Below are 20,851 nucleotides of genomic sequence, written 5' to 3' on the forward strand. Positions count from 1 at the left end.
AAAACTGAATCATAATTGCTATTTTTTGCCTTACACCACTTGCTACTTGGTTAAGTCCTCGAACCATTAGTACTAGTCCGCTCCATGCGTCACCGCACGTCCACTTCTAGCCTATCTACCTCATCATCTCTGAGGGGTCTTACTTCATTGCTGAATGGGAAATCTCATCTCGAGGCGAGTTTCACACTTAGATGCTTTCAGCGTTTATCTCATCCGTACATAGCTACTCAGCGATGCTCCTGGCGGAACAACTGATACACCAGTGGTACGTCCACCCCGGTCCTCTCGTACTAAGGGCAGCTCCTCTCAAATTTCCTACGCCCGCGACGGATAGGGACCGAACTGTCTCACGACGTTCTGAACCCAGCTCGCGTACCGCTTTAATGGGCGAACAGCCCAACCCTTGGGACCGACTACAGCCCCAGGATGCGATGAGCCGACATCGAGGTGCCAAACCTCCCCGTCGATGTGGACTCTTGGGGGAGATAAGCCTGTTATCCCCAGGGTAGCTTTTGTCCGTTGAGCGATGGCCCTTCCATGCGGAACCACCGGATCACTAAGCCCTACTTTCGTACCTGCTCGACTGGTAAGTCTCACAGTCAAGCTCCCTTGTGCCTTTACACTCTGCGAATGATTTCCAACCATTCTGAGGGAACCTTTGGGCGCCTCCGTTACCTTTTAGGAGGCGACCGCCCCAGTCAAACTGCCTGCCAGACACTGTCTTCCACCACGCTGAGTGGTGTGAGTTAGAGTGTTCATACAACGAGGGTAGTATCCCACGTTTGCCTCCATCGAAACTAGCGTCCCGATTTCTACGGCTCCTACCTATGCTGTACAAGCTGCACAAACACTCAATATCAAGCTACAGTAAAGCTCCATGGGGTCTTTCCGTCCTGTCGCGGGTAACCCGCATCTTCACGGGTCTTTAAATTTCACCGAGTCTCTCGTTGAGACAGCGCCCAGATCGTTACGCCTTTCGTGCGGGTCGGAACTTACCCGACAAGGAATTTCGCTACCTTAGGACCGTTATAGTTACGGCCGCCGTTTACTGGGGCTTCAATTCGTACCTTCGCCGAAGCTAAGCACTCCTTTTAACCTTCCAGCACCGGGCAGGCGTCAGCCCCTATACGTCATCTTACGATTTTGCAGAAACCTGTGTTTTTGATAAACAGTCGCCTGGGCCTATTCACTGCGGCTCAGCTTGCGCTGAGCACCCCTTCTCCCGAAGTTACGGGGTCATTTTGCCGAGTTCCTTAACGAGAGTTCACTCGCTCACCTTAGGATGCTCTCCTCGACTACCTGTGTCGGTTTGCGGTACGGGCAGGTAAACACTAACTAGAAGCTTTTCTCGGCAGCGTGACATCACAGACTTCCCTACTTTATTTCGGTCCCCATCACAACTTGTCCGTATAAGTGCAAGCATTTGACTCACACTAAGACTTGTTGCTTGGCCCAGCATTTCCAGCCGCTGGGTTCTGTTAGCCTTCTGCGTCCCTCCATCGTTCAAACATGTTCACCTGGTACAGGAATCTCAACCTGTTAGCCATCGACTACGCCTTTCGGCCTCGCCTTAGGTCCCGACTAACCCTGGGAGGACGAGCCTTCCCCAGGAAACCTTAGTCATACGGTGGACAGGATTCTCACCTGTCTTTCGCTACTCATACCGGCATTCTCACTTCTAAGCGCTCCACCAGTCCTCACGGTCTGACTTCATTGCCCTTAGAACGCTCTCCTATCGCGCCACTGATGTGGCACCCGTAGTTTCGGTGGTGTGTTTAGCCCCGGTACATTTTCGGCGCAGAATCACTCGACTAGTGAGCTATTACGCACTCTTTAAATGGTGGCTGCTTCTGAGCCAACATCCTAGTTGTCTATGCAACTTCACATCCTTTTCCACTTAACACACACTTAGGGACCTTAACTGACGATCTGGGCTGTTCCCCTTTCGACAATGGATCTTATCACTCACTGTCTGACTCCCGGACATACGTGATTGGCATTCGGAGTTTATCTTAATTTAGTAACCCGAGATGGGCCCCGCACCAAAACAGTGCTCTACCTCCAACACGCTATCTTCCGAGGCTAGCCCTAAAGCTATTTCGGAGAGAACCAGCTATCTCCAAGTTCGATTGGAATTTCACCGCTACCCACACCTCATCCCAACATTTTTCAACATGTACGGGTTCGGGCCTCCAGTGCGTTTTACCGCACCTTCACCCTGGACATGGGTAGGTCACCTGGTTTCGGGTCTACAACAACATACTAAAACGCCCATTTCAGACTCGCTTTCGCTACGGCTCCGGTCTTTCCACCTTAACCTTGCATGGTATCGTAACTCGCCGGTTCATTCTACAAAAGGCACGCTATCACCCATTAACGGGCTCTAACTTGTTGTAGGCACATGGTTTCAGGAACTTTTTCACTCCCCTTCCGGGGTGCTTTTCACCTTTCCCTCACGGTACTGGTTCACTATCGGTCACTAGGGAGTATTTAGCCTTACGAGATGGTCCTCGCAGTTTCCGACCGGATTTCACGTGTCCGGCCGTACTCAGGATCCTACACGGGAGTTTGCTTACTTTCGCATACGGGGCTATCACCCTGTTTCGCTCAGCTTCCCAGCTGATTCTGCTAATAAACAAATTTGTAACTCCACAACGGTAGTCCTACAACCCCAGAGTGCAAGCACTCTGGTTTGGGCTCCTCCGCGTTCGCTCGCCGCTACTGACGGAATCGATTTTTCTTTCTTCTCCTGTTGCTAATGAGATGTTTCAGTTCACAACGTCTACCTTCGTTTAACTATGTATTCATTAAACGATAACTTGCATCACAAGTTGGGTTCCCCCATTCGGAAATCCCCGGATCACAGCTTACTTACAGCTTCCCGAGGCATATCGGTGTTAGTCCCGTCCTTCATCGGCTCCTAGTGCCAAGGCATTCACCATGCGCCCTTAATAACTTAACCGATCAACTATCGTTGATGATTTCGTTTGAGTATTGTGACTCAATGGTCACAAGCGATTTTAAACTTATTTAAAAAACTCAAAAAATTACGCGGTGTATTTTTTCGGCTCAATTTAATTGATATGATCAATTATAATGAATTTAAAAATTTACAATTATGATTCAGTTTTCAAAGAACTAATTAACAACCAGATGGTTGTTATGGAGAATATCGGGTTCGAACCGATGACCCCCTGCTTGCAAAGCAGGTGCTCTCCCAGCTGAGCTAATTCCCCATGTTTGAATGTTAACCACTCAAAACTAAATATCGTTTCGTTGAATGTGTAGGTTTCCGATTTTCCTTAGAAAGGAGGTGATCCAGCCGCAGGTTCTCCTACGGCTACCTTGTTACGACTTCACCCTAATCATCTGTCCCACCTTAGACGGCTGGCTCCTAAAAGGTTACCCCACCGGCTTTGGGTGTTACAAACTCTCATGGTGTGACGGGCGGTGTGTACAAGACCCGGGAACGTATTCACCGCGGCGTGCTGATCCGCGATTACTAGCGATTCCGACTTCATGTAGGCGAGTTGCAGCCTACAATCCGAACTGAGACATACTTTAAGAGATTAGCGCACCCTCGCGGGTTGGCGACTCGTTGTATATGCCATTGTAGCACGTGTGTAGCCCAGGTCATAAGGGGCATGATGATTTGACGTCATCCCCACCTTCCTCCGGTTTGTCACCGGCAGTCTCACTAGAGTGCCCAACTGAATGCTGGCAACTAATAATAAGGGTTGCGCTCGTTGCGGGACTTAACCCAACATCTCACGACACGAGCTGACGACAACCATGCACCACCTGTCACCTTGTCCCCGAAGGGAACGTCCTATTTCTAGGATTAGCAAGGGATGTCAAGACCTGGTAAGGTTCTTCGCGTTGCTTCGAATTAAACCACATGCTCCACCGCTTGTGCGGGTCCCCGTCAATTCCTTTGAGTTTCAACCTTGCGGTCGTACTCCCCAGGCGGAGTGCTTAATGCGTTAGCTGCGACACTCAAGGGCGGAAACCCTCAAACATCTAGCACTCATCGTTTACGGTGTGGACTACCAGGGTATCTAATCCTGTTTGCTACCCACACTTTCGAGCCTCAACGTCAGTTACAGTCCAGAAAGCCGCCTTCGCCACTGGTGTTCTTCCATATATCTACGCATTTCACCGCTACACATGGAGTTCCACTTTCCTCTACTGCACTCAAGTCATCCAGTTTCCAAAGCCATTCCTCAGTTGAGCTGAGGGCTTTCACTTCAGACTTAAATAACCGTCTGCGCTCACTTTACGCCCAATAAATCCGGATAACGCTTGGAACATACGTATTACCGCGGCTGCTGGCACGTATTTAGCCGTTCCTTTCTGGTAAGATACCGTCACACACTGAACAGTTACTCTCAGTGCCGTTCTTCTCTTATAACAGTGTTTTACGAGCCGAAACCCTTCATCACACACGCGGCGTTGCTCCATCAGGCTTGCGCCCATTGTGGAAGATTCCCTACTGCTGCCTCCCGTAGGAGTATGGGCCGTGTCTCAGTCCCATTGTGGCCGATCAGTCTCTCAACTCGGCTATGCATCATTGCCTTGGTAAGCCATTACCTTACCAACTAGCTAATGCACCGCGGGTCCATCTCTTAGTGATAGCAGAACCATCTTTCAACCAACAACCATGCGGTTGTTGGTATTATACGGTATTAGCACTTGTTTCCAAATGTTATCCCCTGCTAAGAGGTAGGTTACCCACGTGTTACTCACCCGTTCGCCACTCTTTGTCAGATAAAATCACTTCAGAGCAAGCTCGTCAGATCAATTAAAGACAAAGCGTTCGACTTGCATGTATTAGGCACGCCGCCAGCGTTCATCCTGAGCCAGGATCAAACTCTCATTTTAAAAGTTTGAGTATAACTCAATTTTGTTATTTGTTTAACAGAAGTTAAACGAATTTATTAGCGAATTGACTTCGCAAATGTTTTTGTATCAAGTAAATTACTTGATGACCCTACACATTTGTTTCATCGAAACGATATTCAGTTTTCAATGATCAACAGTTGTTGTCTCGCTGACAACTTAATCTATATTACAGACTTAAGATTGATTTGTCAATAACTTTTTTATTTAAATTTATTAGAACTATATTTTAAATAATATAAGCGACAACTTGATAAATAATACACATATTTTTAGGGAAAGTCAATAAAATTTTAGATTATAAATTAATTCCTAAATTAAATATTAGCGCGTCTTAAAAACAGTGCTTTACTAATATACTGCTAACAACATCAGCCGTCAACAATTTTATGAAACCACCCATCAATAATTAGCCACTAAAAAAGCTACCAATCAGCGTTATTAAATGCCAATTGATAGCTATACATTAATGTAATTTATAATTAGTCTACGTGCTTAGCCAAAATGGCTTCAAGCTGATGAGCTGGTGTGAAACCAGTCAAACGCTCAACAACCTCACCATCCTTTTTAACTAGTAAAGTGGGAATTGCCATGATTCCAAATTCTTGAGCTGTCGCTGGATTTTCGTCAACATCCATCTTTGTAAATTTCACGTTATCCATCTTTTCTGACACCGTTTCAACAACCGGTGACTGCATGCGACAAGGACCACACCAAGTAGCCCAAAAATCAGTAATTGTCACGCCTGAGCTTGTTTCTGATACGAAATTATCATCATTTATATCTATTACAGCCATTAAATTTTCTCCCTCTTAACACTTATTTATTGTTAGTATAAACCGTCGTGAGCAATTTGTCGATAGATGTGTCCTAACTAAATTGTACATAAGTTGCTCCTTGATCAGGGCCAGTAAACTTAAATGATTGCACTTGACGATGTGAACGAAGATACTCTTGGACGCCCTGGCGAATAGCACCAGTACCCTTTCCATGAATAATTTCAACGGAAGATAAATTATTTAACAATGCCTTGTCAATAAAACGATCTAATTCAGCCATTGCAGGTTCATAACGAACACCACGTAAGTCTAACTTTGCAGAGGCCTTGGCACGATTTATTGCTTTATTAGTATTGACACTTGAACTATTACGACGCTTCTTTTTGGTTGACTTGGGTTCATTAGTTGACTGGTTAGTTTGCTTTTCAATTTCTTCACTAGTCAACACCATTTTCAGAATACCCATTTGAACCTCAAATTTATGATCTTTCAACTTACGTACAATGGTCCCCTGTTGTCCATATTCACGAACAAGCACCGTATCCCCTACCAAAAGTGGCACTTGCTTTGCTTGTTTAGCTTTACGTAAAATTCGATTGTTTGTGGCAGAAGGTTCTTGATGCATAGCGTTCAATGCACCTTTTGCGTCTATCAACTTATTTTCTTTAATTGTTGCACCATCACGTGCCATCTTATGTAAATCGGCAATAATTTTATCAGTTTTACGACGGGCATCAGCAACAATATGATTAGCCTCTTTTTTTGCCTCTTCAACTGCTTTAGCACGCTCTTTATCGATAGACTCAAGTTTTGACTCATAGTCATTCTTTAATTGACGATTTTCAATGACTTTTTGTGTCAATTCAACTTGCTGTGTCAAAACTGCATTTCTTCTTGCCACTAAATCAGCAATCATGTCGTTTAATTCTTGTGAATCTTCAGTTGTCAATGCAGATGCACTATCAATTATGTTTTTATCTAAGCCTAATTTTTTAGCAATTTCAAGTGCATTTGAACGCCCTGGAACACCAATCAAAAACTTATATGTTGGTCGTAGTGAATCAATATCAAATTCCATCGAGGCATTGATTGTATCCGCTCGATTATAGCCATATACTTTTAGCTCTGGGTAGTGTGTCGTAGCAACAGAATAGGCTCCCGTTTCACCCACAGCATCTAAAATAGCCATTGCAAGAGCAGCTCCTTCTTGTGGATCTGTTCCTGCACCCAACTCATCAAACAAAACCAAGGAATCTTTATCTGTTCCCGATAGAATATCAATTATATTTACCATGTGCGCAGAGAATGTTGATAGTGACTGTTCAATTGACTGCTCATCACCAATATCAGCAAAGATTTCTTTAAATATACCAACACTAGAATATTCAGCCGCAGGAATAAATAGACCTGATTGCGCCATTATTTGCAATAAGCCTAGCGTTTTTAGCGTGATTGTCTTTCCACCCGTATTCGGCCCAGTCACAATAATTGCACTGTAATCTTCACCAATTATAATGTCATTGGGGACAACTTTATCTGGATTTAATAATGGATGACGCGCCTTTAATAAACGTACATGATTTTCTGGACTAAATTCAGGTTCAATCGCTTTTATCACCACCGCATATCGTGCCTTTGCATTCAAAAAATCCAAATGACCAAGGAGCTGTGCATTATTTTCAATACTATCTGCCTCAGGCTCGAGTTGAGCTGACAATTCAATCAGTACTCGTTCCTCTTCTCGACGTTCCTTTAACGTGTATTCTCTCAGCCGATTATTCATATCAACCACATCTGCAGGCTCAATATATAACGTCTGCCCTGTTTGTGATTGATCATGAACCACCCCGCCAAATTTTTGACGATACGTTGCCTTAACTGGCAAAACATACCGATCATTACGAATGGTCACAATTGGATCTGACAAATATTGTGCTGTTTTACCTCGCGTATAATCCTGCATTTTTTGTCTGATTGCATTCTCTGTACCCGTAATTGCTTGTCTAATACGATGAAGCTCAGCTGACGCCTCATCATTTAAACGACCGTCACCATCAATTGCAACATTCACACGTCTTGTCAATTCAGGTAAGATAACTAGTTCATTATAATAGACCGCTAATGCTGGCAAAGCTTCACCACGATCAGCAACTAAATTTTCAAAAAAACTTCGAATTTGTCCTGTCGTAAACAATACACGGCCAACTTGTGCAAGCTCCGTACCACTCAATGCTGCGTGAATTCGTAGGCGTTGCATATGGGGCTTAACATCTGCAAGTTTTGGAATACTGATTCCTCCTTGCCAACGAAGCACACGAGATGCATCAGCGGTTTCAGCTAACCATTGTTGCATTTTTTGTGCATTCGATGTGGGCAGAAGATCTCGCAATTCTTTTTCACCAGCCACAGTTGATAAGAATGGCTTAATTTGTGTCTTAACTGCGTCGTATTCTAGCGTTTTTAAAATTTTTTTATTCATTTTATATTTTTACTACCAACTTTCATGATTAAACTAATTCACTTACAATAACCACCAATCATAAACAGCCTCTGAAAGATAAGGTGTATTATTCATTATTCCCTGGGCAATAGACGAATTTGCCATTTCTTGTGTATACCAAGGAATATTTAATGTTTGTGTTATTTGCAAAACGAAAAAAATTTCAACATATACCACCAACCCCAGAACAATCAAACCACCTAAGCGGTTTAAAGTGCTCAATATTGGAATTTTATTAATAAAGCGTAAACTTCTCTCAATCGCTTTAACGATTGACATACCAATTAAAATAATTATTGTGAAAGCAAACCCTGATGCCAAAAATTCTGCTGGTTGATTGGCTGCTGTCGTTGGTACATTAGTTGCAGTCCAATTGGCAGAAATACTATTAAAAAAGGCACTATACAACCAACTACCTAGTTTGTGCGCTAAAAGAATGGCAAATGTGTAGACAATAAGTCTACCAACAAGCATTGTTAGACTACGAACCATCCCTAATCGATAACCATGGACCATTGCTAAAAAGATTAGGATAACAATAATTAAAGAAACCCATGTCATTACTTTTCTTCATCCCTTTTAATTTGCATATTTAATTGGTCAGATAAAGCGTTAATTGCTAACAATGTTAATAATTGATTATCATCCAGCTTTGGAGCTGCTTGATGCATATGATCCAATTGTTCATTTGCCAGTTCAAACACTGCCTTCATATGTGCTTGAGACTCACTAGATGTAATTGTTAATTCTTTACCTAAAATAGTTCCTTTAAAACGTGTTTTCTCAGCCATGTCATTAGCCTCCATTAATTTATCATTAGTTATTAGTATATCAAAAAACTAACCAGGATACAGCTTAGGGTAAAGACACAATATAAGGTACGAAAAAAGAGAACTAGCTTAATCAACTAGTTCCCTGCTTTCAAATTATTCAAAATCTGATGGATCAAACTCACTGCCGTCTAACATTCGTGCTTCCAGCCAATCCCAAATATTGTCTTTACCATATTTGGTTTCCGCAGAAAAAATTTCAAAATCTGATAACTCTTCATTAAACTGCAAACTCCGCTTGATATCAGCTTCAACTTTATTCCATTTGCCACGAGATATTTTATCAGCTTTCGTTGCAACAACCAATACAGGCAAACCAATATCATCTGAAATTAACCAATTATACATTTCAATATCTTCTCGTGAAGGTAAATGACGTGCATCTACTAATTGAACAATTCCCTTTAATGGCACTCGTTTACGAAGATATTCACCAATCATGATGGCAAAGTCTTCACGTGCTTTTTTTGATACTTTTGCATACCCATAACCAGGAACGTCCACAAAGAAAACTTGATTTTCAACTTTATAAAAATTTAGCGTCTGCGTTTTTCCAGGTTGTGAAGAGGTTCGTGCAAAAGATTTACGGTTAATTAACACATTAGTCAATGATGACTTACCAACATTTGATCGTCCAACAAAGGCAACCTCTGGTAAACCACCTGTTGGGTATTGTGATTCACGAACCGCAGACATCACCATTTCAACTTGATGAACTTCCATCGTCGCACCCCACTATTCTGTAACTAATTCAGGCTCATCTTGGCGTAATACGGCACCTTCTGTGATTACCACACCCGTAACATCTTCACGAGATGGCACATCGAACATAACATCACGCATAACTTCTTCAATAATTGACCGCAATCCACGAGCACCAGTTTCGCGTTCAATAGCTAAATGTGCCATTGCTTTCAGCGCATCATCTGTAAATTTGAGATCAACATCCTCTAGAGCCAACAGAGCTTGGTATTGCTTAACTAAAGCGTTCTTAGGCTCAGTCAAAATACGAACCAAGTCTGACTCAGTTAGTTCTTCTAGTGCTGTTAATATTGGTAATCGACCAATAAATTCTGGAATCAATCCGAAATTCATCAAGTCTTCAGGTAACACTTGCTGCATAATTGATTTATCTGAACTTTGCAATTGTTGTGTTTTGGCATCGGTACCAAAGCCAATAACCTTCGCCCCAAGACGCTCTTTAACCATCTGTTCAATACCAGCAAAAGCTCCACCAACTATGAAGAGAATATTCGTCGTATCAATTTGAATAAATTCTTGATTTGGGTGCTTACGGCCGCCTTGAGGTGGAACATTAGCAATTGTTCCTTCTAGCATCTTTAACAATGCTTGCTGCACACCTTCACCAGACACATCACGAGTAATTGATACATTCTCAGCCTTCTTAGCGATCTTATCAATCTCATCGATGTAGATAATACCAGTTTCGGCACGCTCAACATCATAGTCCGCTGCTTGAATTAACTTTAACAAAATGTTCTCAACATCTTCACCAACATAACCTGCTTCAGTCAATGTCGTTGCATCTGCAATAGCAAAAGGTACATTCAATAATTTAGCCATTGACTGTGCAATATAAGTTTTTCCAGAACCAGTTGGTCCAATCACAGCGATATTTGATTTTTGAAGATCAACACCCTCTATCCCCGTTTCACCCGTTAATTTTGCATTAACACGCTTGTAATGGTTATAGACAGCAACTGCCAAAGTATGTTTAGCATCGTCTTGACCGATAACATATTCATTTAAATTATCAACGATTTCACGCGGTGTCTTCAATGTTAGCGTCCGTGCCATTGCATCCTGTTGTAAATCTTCGTTAATAATGTCTTGGGCTAAAGCAACACATTCATTACAAATGTAAACCCCTGGGCCAGCAATCAACTTTTTGACCTCAGTAGAGGGTTTACCACAGAATGAACAGTATGCAACCCCATTTGAGCTGTCAGTCGTATTAAACACTGTCCAACCTCCTATAACTTCTATCCATTAAATTATAATACTGTAAGTATTGTATCAAACTTCGCTTACCGGAAAAAGACAAAAAAGGTCAGACTTCTACAAAAGTCTAACCTTTTTATTAAAACCAATATTTAGGCTTCAACTGCTTCGGCAACAATTAAGTCAACAACTGACTTAATTGCAATGTCATGTGACAACATGTCATCTGACAATGCATTGCGGACAGCATCTTCTTCCATATTGTAAGCTTCAGCCAATGACTTCACTTCTGCAGCGATTTCTTCATCAGATGGCTTAATGTCTTCAGCTTTAACAATAGCTTCCAATACTAAGTTTGTCTTTACACGACGCTCAGCACCTTCTTCATATTGCTTGTGAAGATCATCTTCAGATGTACCAGTAATTTGGTAATAAAGCTCTGGTGAAATACCTTGTTGTTGCATTGATGCAAACATTTGGTTCATTTGACGATGAACATCTTCATCAATCATTGAAGCAGGAATTTCATCACCAACAACCTTGGCATTGTCAACAGCTGCAGCAACGGCGGCATCTTCCTTAGCTTCCTTAGCTGCTGAAGCCTTTTGATCTGCCAAGCGAGCCTTAACTTTTTCTTTCAATTCAGCTAAAGTCTCAACTTCTTCATCAACATCCTTAGCAAATTCATCATCAAGTGCAGGAATTTCCTTAGTCTTAACTTCGTGAACAGTTACTTCGAAAACGGCTTCCTTACCAGCTAAGTCAGCTGCTTGATAATCTTCTGGGAAAGTAACCTTAACGTCAACTTTGTCTTCAGCCTTTGCACCAACCAATTGTTCTTCAAATCCAGGAATAAATGAACCTGAGCCCAATTCTAATGAATAGTTATCAGCTTGTCCACCATCGAAGTGAACACCATCAACTGAACCATCAAAATCGATGACAACAGTATCACCATTCTTAGCAGCTTCTTCAACTAAGACAAGTTCAGATTGACCTTGTTGCATGTTTGCAAGTTCTTCATCAACATCTGCATCAGAAACTGATGTATCAGAAGCAGGAACTTCAACACCCTTGTATTGACCAAGTTCGATTTCAGGAGCCAATTCAACCTCAGCAGTCAAAACCCAAGTCTCACCCTTGTTCATTGATTCTGCTTCAATTTTTGGTTGTCCAACTGTCATTGCGCCTGTTTCTGAAACGGCTTCTCCATAAACGTCTGGTAGAATCTTGTTCAAGGCATCTTGATACAATGATTCTTCACCATACATTTGGAAAAATACCTGCTTTGGCATCTTTCCCTTACGGAAACCAGGAACACTGATTTGCTTCTTTACTTCGTTGAATGCTGCATCAATTCCCTTTGCGTATACATCAACAGGAACTTCAAACTTAATTGTTCCCTTATTGCCTTCACCCTTAGTGAAAACTGCATTTGCCATGTTTTTTCCTCCAATAGTCGCTAGCTTTACACTATTTACGACATAAATTATCTTTACATACCTAATCAGTATATCGGAAACGCATTATTTTGACAATATTATGCCATAAAACATTCCACTCACCGTAAAGTACTTCATTATAGATTATATAAGATTTTCTCTTAAAATTCAAAAAGAGAGTCATCACATCATTGATGCAATAACTCTCTTTTTATAACCATTAACTAAACGACAAATTGTAGATTAGTCAAGGATTTCTGAAACAGTTCCGGCACCAACAGTACGGCCACCTTCACGAACAGTAAACTTCAATCCCTTTTCAATGGCAACTGGTGCGATCAATTCGATATCGAATGTTACGTTATCACCAGGCATAACCATTTCAACACCTTCTGGCAATTCAACTACACCAGTAACATCAGTTGTGTGGAAGTAGAATTGTGGACGGTAGTTAGTAAAGAATGGTGTGTGACGTCCACCTTCTTCTTTGGTCAAAACATAAACTTCGGCCAAGAACTTAGTGTGCGTTTGAATTGAACCAGGCTTAGCCAAAACTTGACCACGCTCGATTTCCTTACGGTCAACACCACGCAACAATGCACCAATGTTATCACCGGCTTCACCTTGTTGCATAGTCTTACGGAACATTTCGATACCAGTAACAACTGTCTTACGAACATCTTCCTTCAAACCAACAATTTCAACTTCTTCGTTCAACTTGATAGTTCCACGATCGATACGACCTGAAGCAACAGTACCACGACCAGTGATCGTAAATACGTCTTCGACTGGCATCAAGAATGGCTTGTCAGTATCACGAACTGGTGTTGGAATGTATGAGTCAACAGTATCCATCAACTCTTCGATAACCTTAACTTGTTCTGGATCACCTTCCAAAGCCTTCAAAGCTGAACCGCGGATAACTGGAATATCATCCCCAGGGAAATCGTATTCTGACAACAATTCACGAACTTCCATCTCAACTAGGTCAACCAATTCATCATCATCAACCAAGTCAGTCTTGTTCAAGAATACTACAAGGTAGTCAACACCAACTTGACGAGCCAACAAAATGTGCTCACGAGTTTGTGGCATAGGACCATCAGTTGCAGCAACAACCAAGATAGCACCGTCCATTTGAGCGGCACCAGTGATCATGTTCTTAACGTAGTCCGCGTGACCTGGGGCATCGATGTGGGCGTAGTGACGTGCTTCCGTCTCGTACTCGATGTGAGCAGTGTTGATCGTGATTCCACGCTCACGCTCTTCAGGAGCGGCATCGATTGAAGCAAAGTCTTCTTGCTTAGCCAAACCCTTATCTGATAGTACCTTTGAGATAGCGGCAGTCAACGTAGTCTTACCGTGGTCGACGTGTCCAATAGTTCCAATATTAACGTGCGGCTTAGTGCGCTCGTAATTTTCCTTAGCCAAAAGCTTGTCCTCCTATTATTCGCATGTTGATTAGAATCAACCTTATTGCTTAGTATAAGTATACTACACATACCTCATAACTGAAACAATAAGATACGAAAATCTTTTTAATTCTCTATATGAGACTGAAATTATTATATATAACTTCCCTATTTTTGTAAATATTTTTTACTTATTTTTCTCTATATATTCTTGTTTTTTCTAATTAATTAAATTCATTAAACTATTTTGCAATTTATTACGCCAAATAACTTGGTTATCAGGCTCATCGGGCATAGCATATTCAAATGTTTCCGCAACCAATCCAGCGACCCAACTCGTGACGTCTTGAACAATGATTGACAATTGTGGATAAGCGATCATCAACAGTAGATGTACTTGTTCTCTCAGTCCATGAACCATATCTGGTCCAAGTTTTTTAGTATACTTATCTAATTCTTTCAAAATATTAACATACGTTTGGTCTTGTTCTAGTGATTTTAATTCTGCAGGAATGTATGTGTTTAAGTTACCTTTCAAATCCATAAATTCCACTGAATCCGATGTCTTAACTCGCCTTAATTCATCTAGTACAGTAGTTCGTGAAATTTGTGATAAAAAAGGATCACGTAATACAAACTTCGCCCCAATTTCATATTCGCTTAAAGGCAACTTATTCGCGGCTAATAAACGTTTTTGTTGCTCAATCATATCGCCATCACTAAGATGATAAAATTGTCTTACAATTGTTTGAATTGTTTTTTCTTGATTTAATCGATAATGATTCTCCTCTTCAACAACCATGAAGCGAAACTTGTCTTGCAGTCGTTCTGGTAACCAAGTTAAAAATTCCCATGCATTTAGAAAATAATGATTATGAAGGGCCAGGTTTAAATAAGTTTTTGCACTTTGTTCCTCTTTGGCATACGAAGTTAAATATTCATCTGCAATAATCTGTGCTTCCTGATATTGTCCTTGTGCAATTAACGTGGTTACCAAAAGATGATTCACTTCCACAGTTTGTCTTAATTGATACGCCAAAGTCAAAGTATCTAGCGCACGACTTAATGATCCATTGTTAATTTCTTCTTTTGCTTCCAAAACTAATGATGAGTATCGTTCATTGGTATTTTGTTCACTTGTCATATTAAAATTCCTTCTAACTAGTTGGATCTTAAATTCCCTAAAACTAAAAGATTCTTAATCATTTAACTATATTGTTAAACAAAAAAGAATCTCTTCATCTAAATCACAGAATGATTTTTTATTTACTCGGCATCAACAGTTTGCTTTGACTGTTTGCGTTGATTATTATTTTTTCTTTGTCGGCGAGCCTTATTAGGCTTACGATTAAGCGGTTTTGAAGCCGACTTTTTATCAGTATTATTGGCCGTATTCTTTTTATTAGTTTGTTTTTTAACTAATTTTGCACTAACGGCCTTATTTTTGTTACCTTGATGTGCTGATGTTCGTCTGCGACGACGGCCATTCTGATTTGCCTCCATAATAACTGGCAAAATGACTGGCTTCCGTCTTGTCTTTTCATACAAAAACTTTCCCAAAGCATCTCGTACAGAGTTTTTTAAGTTACCCCAGTCAAAGTCCTTTGTATTCTTGACACCTTCTGCGACAGTCTGTTCAACCAGTTCTGCAGCTTCATGCATTAAATCACGCGAAGTTTTGACGTAGACAAATCCGCGAGAATCAATTTTAGCTGGTGCAATCACTTTTTTCTTTTTACGGTCAATCGTGATAACTGCGATAAAGACACCATCCTCTGACAGAATGCGTCGGTCATTTAAAACAATCGAACCTATGTCACCAACCCCTGACCCATCAATCATAGTTGATGTGACTTGAATTGATCCACCAAGATAGAACTTCTCACCATTCCATCGTAGCTTATCACCTTTGGCTAGTAAAAATACGTGATCATCATCATATCCAACTTGTTCCGCTGCTCGATACGCCTCATTCAAGACGCGGTACTCTCCTTGAACAGGGATAACATTTTGAGGTTTCAACAAATTTAGCATTAATTGAAAATCGTCTTTTGATGCGTGTCCTGAAGACTTTTTATCAGTAGAGATCTGTTTGACCATGGCTCCTGCTCTAAACAGCATATCACGTGTTTTCGCAACATACCCCTCCATCGCAGTAGATGGCGTCGTAGTTATAAACACCAAATCACCAGGTTGAATTTTAATATTACGATCATCACCATGAGCAATTCTCTGTAAGTGACGAATTGGTTCTCCCATTCGTCCTGTTTCTAAAATAACTGTCTCATCTGCTGGCAGTTTAGAAAGATTCTTAAGAGAAACAAACATCTCATTTTCAGGTATAGGTAAAATTAACTTTTTTAAACGTAGAGCCGTACGCACAACTTTTTCCAAGTCATTCCCTGAAATGACAATTTTTCGACCCACTTTATATGCAGCATCAATTACCTGTTGAATACGTTGAATATTTGATGCTACCGCAGCAACAATAATTCGGCCAGACTTGTGTAAGTGAAAATTTTCTAAAATATAATCGCCTAGCACTGATTCATGATCTGGCGTCCCAATATGTGCCGTTCCAGCTGCATCAGCTAGCAATGCCACAACACCTTTTTGACCAATTTCTGCTAATCGCAATAAATCCGTTTGATAATATGGTAATGCTGTTGTGTCCAGTTTAAAATCACCTGTGTAGACGACTTGTCCAACCGCGGTTTCAATCACAATTCCCAAAGACTCCGGAATTGTATGTGTTGTCTCAAAAAAAGAAACTGTCACATTTCCAAAACGAACTTCAGAATTACCTCTTACAATATGATAATCATCATAATCTTTCAAACTGGTCTCATTATTAATAGCTAATTTTGCCAATTCAATCGTTAATTCCGAACCAAATACTGGGACTTGTACCTCTGACAATAAGTAAGGTAATGCGCCAATCGCATCAGCATGACCATGTGTCAAAAAAATTCCTGCAATATTATCTGCGTGTTCAACTAAGTATGCATAGTCTGGGATAACAACATCTACCCCTAATAAGTCACTCTCAGGATACTTCAATCCTGCATCTAAAATAAATATATCTTCATCAACCGTCACAGCGTACATGTTCATTCCATTTTCACGCACGCCACCAAACGGCATAATGTCTAATGTAGTTGCCATAATTTTCCTATTCTCGTTTTATTTCACGGGTTTTTATTTTACCCAACGTTAAAATGTTTAATACAATACTACCACATAAGCGCACGCTAGAAAACCTGTAAGTCATCTATCATAATTTTTAAATAGTTTAACTTGAAAATAAAATAGAAAAATATTTAGAAAAGCAGTTAAAGATTATTCTTCATTAAAAAAAGACTAGCAGCGCAAAGCTACTAGTCTTTTTATATTGTCTATTTGTAATATAAATTACTTGTTCAACAATGAAGCCAAACGTGACTTGTCACGTGAAGCTTTGTTCTTAGCAATCAAGCCCTTTGATGCGGCACGATCAATTGCTGATGAAGCTGCAGCGAATAACTCTTGTAAGTTACCCTCGCCAGATTCAGCAGCAACACGGAACTTCTTAACTTCAGTACGGTATGCACTTAGTTGTGAGATGTTACGCTCGCGTTGCACTTTGTTTAAGCGGGCACGTTGGATTGATGACTCAATAATTGGCATCGCTTTTCCCTCCGATGATAAATGTCAAAATAAAAACGTGATTAATATATTATATATTAACGACGCAAACCAAGCTTTTGGATCAACTCACGGTAACGTTGTACATCATTGTTACGTAGGTAACGTAGCAAGTTACGACGGTGACCGATTTTCTTCATCAAGCCACGTTGTGAGTGAAAGTCATGCTTGTGCTCTGACATGTGTCCGTTTAATTCGTTGATGTCAGCAGTCAATACTGCAACTTGAACTTCAACTGAACCTGTATCACCTTCGTGACGAGCGAACTCATTGATGATTTCATTCTTGCGTTCTGCAGAAATAGCCATTGTTGGATATCCACCTTTCATAATATAATAGTCGCCTCAAACAACGTATGACGACGGTGAACCGTCAAACATAGTAAAAGGTCATGTGCTAATGCACTCTTAGTATCATACTAAATTAGTCAATTATATGCAAGTATTTTATTCAGCCATTTGATTTTTGTATTTTAAAATAAACAGTTCAAATAATAATTCTGGATCCCGCGACGTAGATTTTAGCTGTTCTTCCATACTAACTAAACCAAGATAAGCGCTTGCTAAACGTACATAACTAAATTTTCTGACAACACGTTTTGCCAATTTCACACGGTATGGATGGACTTTTAACTCAGAAGCTATCCCTTTTTCACTTTTTTCACTAGATTTAACTTGTAATAGTAAACGAAATTGTCCTACTAATGCACCATGTAATCGCAATGGCTCTTCACCTGTTGATAACAGCTCATGATACAAATTAACGGCACGTGTTAATTGTCCCTTCAATAAACAGTCAATTAAATCAAAAATATTTTCACTTAATGTATGTGTCACTAATTCTTTTACATCTGACACATTAATTTGCTTTTCACTTAATGTATAAAGCATTAATTTGTCTAATTCGGACATTATTTGAGTTAATGAAGAATTCGTCAATCTAATTAATTCTTGCTTTGCTGCAGAATTAATGAAATAGCCAGCTTCATTTACTCGTTGATCCATAAAACGAGTAATATCCTTATCACTTAAATTCACAAACGAAAGATATCTTGCTTGTTCCTTCAACAATTTTGTAACTTTTTTCCGGTTATCTAACTTATCGTAGGGGGCAAAAATAACGACTGTTGTTTGCGGTTCAGGTTGTTTAATATAGTCTACCAAATCCTCAACGTGATGTTCTAAATTACTTTTTTGCCGTTCACCAGTTAAGAAATATGGATTGTCTAGAATTACGACACGCTGATTACCAAAAAAGGGCACTGATTTAGCATCGTCAATTGCCAGACTTAAAGGTACTTCAGTTAAATCAAATTGTGCTAAGTTTAATGCACGATCATCAGGATGAATTATAGTTAAAAACTTTTCTCTGACCAGATTTATTAAATATTGATCCTGGCCTTGGACAAAGTAAATTGGATATAGTTGTCCTGTCTGTACATCGTTAAAAACGTCTGCTAAAGTTACGGTCAAAACAACATCCCCTCTCATTTTTATCTATATTATAAGATAGCACGTCTACCAAGTTCTGCCTACTAATGTTTTAACTTATGTCGGTAGTATATTTGATAACAGTTTAGTAGCCCCCACTTCGCCTTAATCATTCCCTGCTTGGCAGTACTATAGACTTTCAAATGATGATTTTTTGCTGTCATCATCGTTTCTTTGTTTGGATGCCCATAGCGATTATTAATACCCGCAGAAACAATGCCAATTTTGGGTCTTAACCGTTTCACAAACATTTCATCTGTACTCGTCTTTGATCCATGATGGCCAAACTTAAGGATATCCACTCGTGGCAAGTAAAAGTTGTTGATGATGTCTATCTCTCCCTTTTTAGATAAATCCCCCGTCATCATTAATTTAAGTGTCTTAAAATCAATGTATACTGCTATGGAATCGTCATTTTCACCAATTCCTTTAATAATTGGATGACAAACTTGAATATCTTTCGTCACGTGTAATCCGGCCAACACTGGATATACTTTTCCACCTGACCGTACGTACTTTGCAATGCGCTTTTTAAAGCCGGGCTGATGTTCCATGCCCGCAGGTACATAAATTTTTGTCACATCAATCTGCTCTAGAAAGTCTGATATATTCCCTATATGGTCAATATCCTTATGAGTCAATATTAACTGTTGAATCCTATTAATAGCATGACCTTTTAAAAAATGAATCAATTCTTCTACCTGGTAATTACGTGTATTCTTCTTTGTTTGGTCATGTTTCGAAAATCGCATTCTACCACCAACGTCAATCAAAGTAACTTGATTATGTGAAGGTCGTAATATAGTTGTGTCTCCTTGCCCAACATCAAAAAAAGCAACAAAGCCTCCTGGAAAAAAACGTGGCATACCCCATAGTATCGTATAACAACAAACCATTATCAAAAATAATAATCGTTTCTTACAAGTGATTAGCCATATCAATGGCAATATAGTCAAAACAATGCAAAAAATGATCGATGGCCTACCAAATAAACATTCTCCAGGAATTTTGGTACCAAACTTGATACACAACTGCATTAAATTAATAATCCATTCGCAAATATCTTGAAGCCATGCAAAATGACAAATTGTTGCAAAAATCCCCAAAATAATCACGGGTATAATTAGCCAAAAAAATATGGGGACAATCAATAAATTGGCTAACAAACTAATCGGATGCCAGCTAAACGTATGCCACAATAAAGTGGGTAAAATAAAAGTCGATAACCAAATACTTTGGAGCCATGCGGGTCTGTCTTGAAGCCAAAGTAATCCAAAAGTCAGTAAGTAAGATAATTGGCCCCCGAAGTTATGTAAAACACCAGGTTCAATTATCAAGCCACCAATTAATGCTAATTCCCATGCATCTTTTGCATCAATAACTATCCAATGTAAATCACGCCAAGCTTGACTGATACCTAAAAATATTGGTCGAATCAAAGATTGCACACCACCCGCAAACACCCACAAAACAATTAGCATAAATTGTACAATCACAAGTGAATGTTCCCGTTGAATAAATAATTGTCTTGATAGACTTCGCCATAATTGGTAGACAATGGTTACTTGAAATCCTGAAATACTAAACAGGTGCATCAACCCCAACAGTTGAATACCATCATTCTCAATGTAAAATTCCGATCGTGTATACCCTAATAACAAAGTTTCACCAGTAGGCATTTTGACTAAACGATCAATATTAAACTGCCAATAACCAAAGTAACCAAAAATACATATAATTATACAGGTGCTCAACATATAGTGATTAAATTTACGGTATAACAATAAGATAAACCATATCAAAAACGGTAGTGCCCACCAAAAGCGAAACAGAAATATCATATTAACGCATGC

General features: G+C 40.1%; 14 protein-coding genes, 1 tRNA gene and 2 rRNA genes. All 17 read right to left on the minus strand.

The features are described from left to right. Positions 1-46 precede the first annotated feature (46 nt). Positions 47-2,962, minus strand: a 23S ribosomal RNA gene (locus QRX23_RS05620). Positions 2,963-3,163: 201 nt separating this feature from the next. Then, positions 3,164-3,236, minus strand: a tRNA-Ala gene (locus QRX23_RS05625). Between the two features lie 70 nt (positions 3,237-3,306). Next, positions 3,307-4,881 (minus strand): 16S ribosomal RNA (locus tag QRX23_RS05630). Together the 16S and 23S rRNA genes with 1 tRNA gene alongside form the textbook arrangement of a ribosomal RNA operon. 500 nt (positions 4,882-5,381) lie before the next feature. Beyond that, the gene (gene trxA, locus QRX23_RS05635; RefSeq protein WP_002828982.1) at positions 5,382-5,696 is read right to left on the minus strand and encodes a thioredoxin; all 315 of its coding nucleotides are present in this window, start codon (positions 5,694-5,696) and stop codon (positions 5,382-5,384) included. 73 nt (positions 5,697-5,769) lie between these two features. Then, positions 5,770-8,157 (minus strand): endonuclease MutS2, encoded by a 2,388-nt coding sequence (locus tag QRX23_RS05640; RefSeq protein WP_330154969.1) that lies wholly within the window; start codon positions 8,155-8,157, stop codon positions 5,770-5,772. Positions 8,158-8,199: 42 nt separating this feature from the next. Then, complete coding sequence (locus tag QRX23_RS05645) at positions 8,200-8,739, minus strand: CvpA family protein (protein WP_330154970.1); 540 nt, start codon at positions 8,737-8,739, stop codon at positions 8,200-8,202. Next, a complete protein-coding gene (gene zapA, locus QRX23_RS05650) occupies positions 8,739-8,969 on the minus strand; it encodes a cell division protein ZapA (protein ID WP_040761147.1) in 231 nt (76 codons plus the stop codon). The genes QRX23_RS05645 and zapA overlap by 1 nt, the downstream gene beginning before the upstream one ends. Positions 8,970-9,104: 135 nt before the next feature. Beyond that, positions 9,105-9,731 (minus strand): ribosome biogenesis GTP-binding protein YihA/YsxC, encoded by a 627-nt coding sequence (gene yihA, locus QRX23_RS05655; RefSeq protein WP_330154971.1) that lies wholly within the window; start codon positions 9,729-9,731, stop codon positions 9,105-9,107. Between the two features lie 12 nt (positions 9,732-9,743). After that, positions 9,744-10,991 (minus strand): ATP-dependent Clp protease ATP-binding subunit ClpX, encoded by a 1,248-nt coding sequence (gene clpX, locus QRX23_RS05660; protein ID WP_002828988.1) that lies wholly within the window; start codon positions 10,989-10,991, stop codon positions 9,744-9,746. Positions 10,992-11,122: 131 nt separating this feature from the next. Continuing rightward, on the minus strand, positions 11,123-12,412 hold the full coding sequence (gene tig, locus QRX23_RS05665; RefSeq protein WP_330154972.1) for a trigger factor: 1,290 nt from the start codon (positions 12,410-12,412) through the stop codon (positions 11,123-11,125). Positions 12,413-12,655: 243 nt separating this feature from the next. Then, positions 12,656-13,843 carry an elongation factor Tu gene (gene tuf, locus QRX23_RS05670; RefSeq protein WP_002828990.1) on the minus strand — a complete coding sequence of 396 codons (1,188 nt, stop codon included), beginning with the start codon at positions 13,841-13,843 and terminating at the stop codon, positions 12,656-12,658. Positions 13,844-14,044: 201 nt separating this feature from the next. Further along, complete coding sequence (locus tag QRX23_RS05675; RefSeq protein ID WP_330154973.1) at positions 14,045-14,968, minus strand: hypothetical protein; 924 nt, start codon at positions 14,966-14,968, stop codon at positions 14,045-14,047. Between the two features lie 122 nt (positions 14,969-15,090). Next, on the minus strand, positions 15,091-16,989 hold the full coding sequence (locus tag QRX23_RS05680) for a ribonuclease J (RefSeq protein WP_330154974.1): 1,899 nt from the start codon (positions 16,987-16,989) through the stop codon (positions 15,091-15,093). A 246-nt stretch (positions 16,990-17,235) separates the two neighbouring features. Further along, the gene (gene rpsT / locus QRX23_RS05685) at positions 17,236-17,490 is read right to left on the minus strand and encodes a 30S ribosomal protein S20 (RefSeq protein WP_002828993.1); all 255 of its coding nucleotides are present in this window, start codon (positions 17,488-17,490) and stop codon (positions 17,236-17,238) included. 56 nt (positions 17,491-17,546) lie between these two features. Next, complete coding sequence (gene rpsO / locus QRX23_RS05690; RefSeq protein WP_040761154.1) at positions 17,547-17,816, minus strand: 30S ribosomal protein S15; 270 nt, start codon at positions 17,814-17,816, stop codon at positions 17,547-17,549. 138 nt (positions 17,817-17,954) lie between these two features. Further along, the gene (gene holA, locus QRX23_RS05695) at positions 17,955-18,998 is read right to left on the minus strand and encodes a DNA polymerase III subunit delta (RefSeq protein WP_330154975.1); all 1,044 of its coding nucleotides are present in this window, start codon (positions 18,996-18,998) and stop codon (positions 17,955-17,957) included. Positions 18,999-19,042: 44 nt separating this feature from the next. Continuing rightward, positions 19,043-20,677: a ComEC/Rec2 family competence protein gene (locus tag QRX23_RS05700; protein ID WP_330154976.1), complete on the minus strand. Its 1,635-nt coding sequence runs from the start codon at positions 20,675-20,677 to the stop codon at positions 19,043-19,045. Positions 20,678-20,851: the final 174 nt, after the last annotated feature.

It is taken from the genome of Weissella paramesenteroides (assembly GCF_036327715.1).
Taxonomy (GTDB): Bacteria; Bacillota; Bacilli; order Lactobacillales; family Lactobacillaceae; genus Weissella; species Weissella paramesenteroides.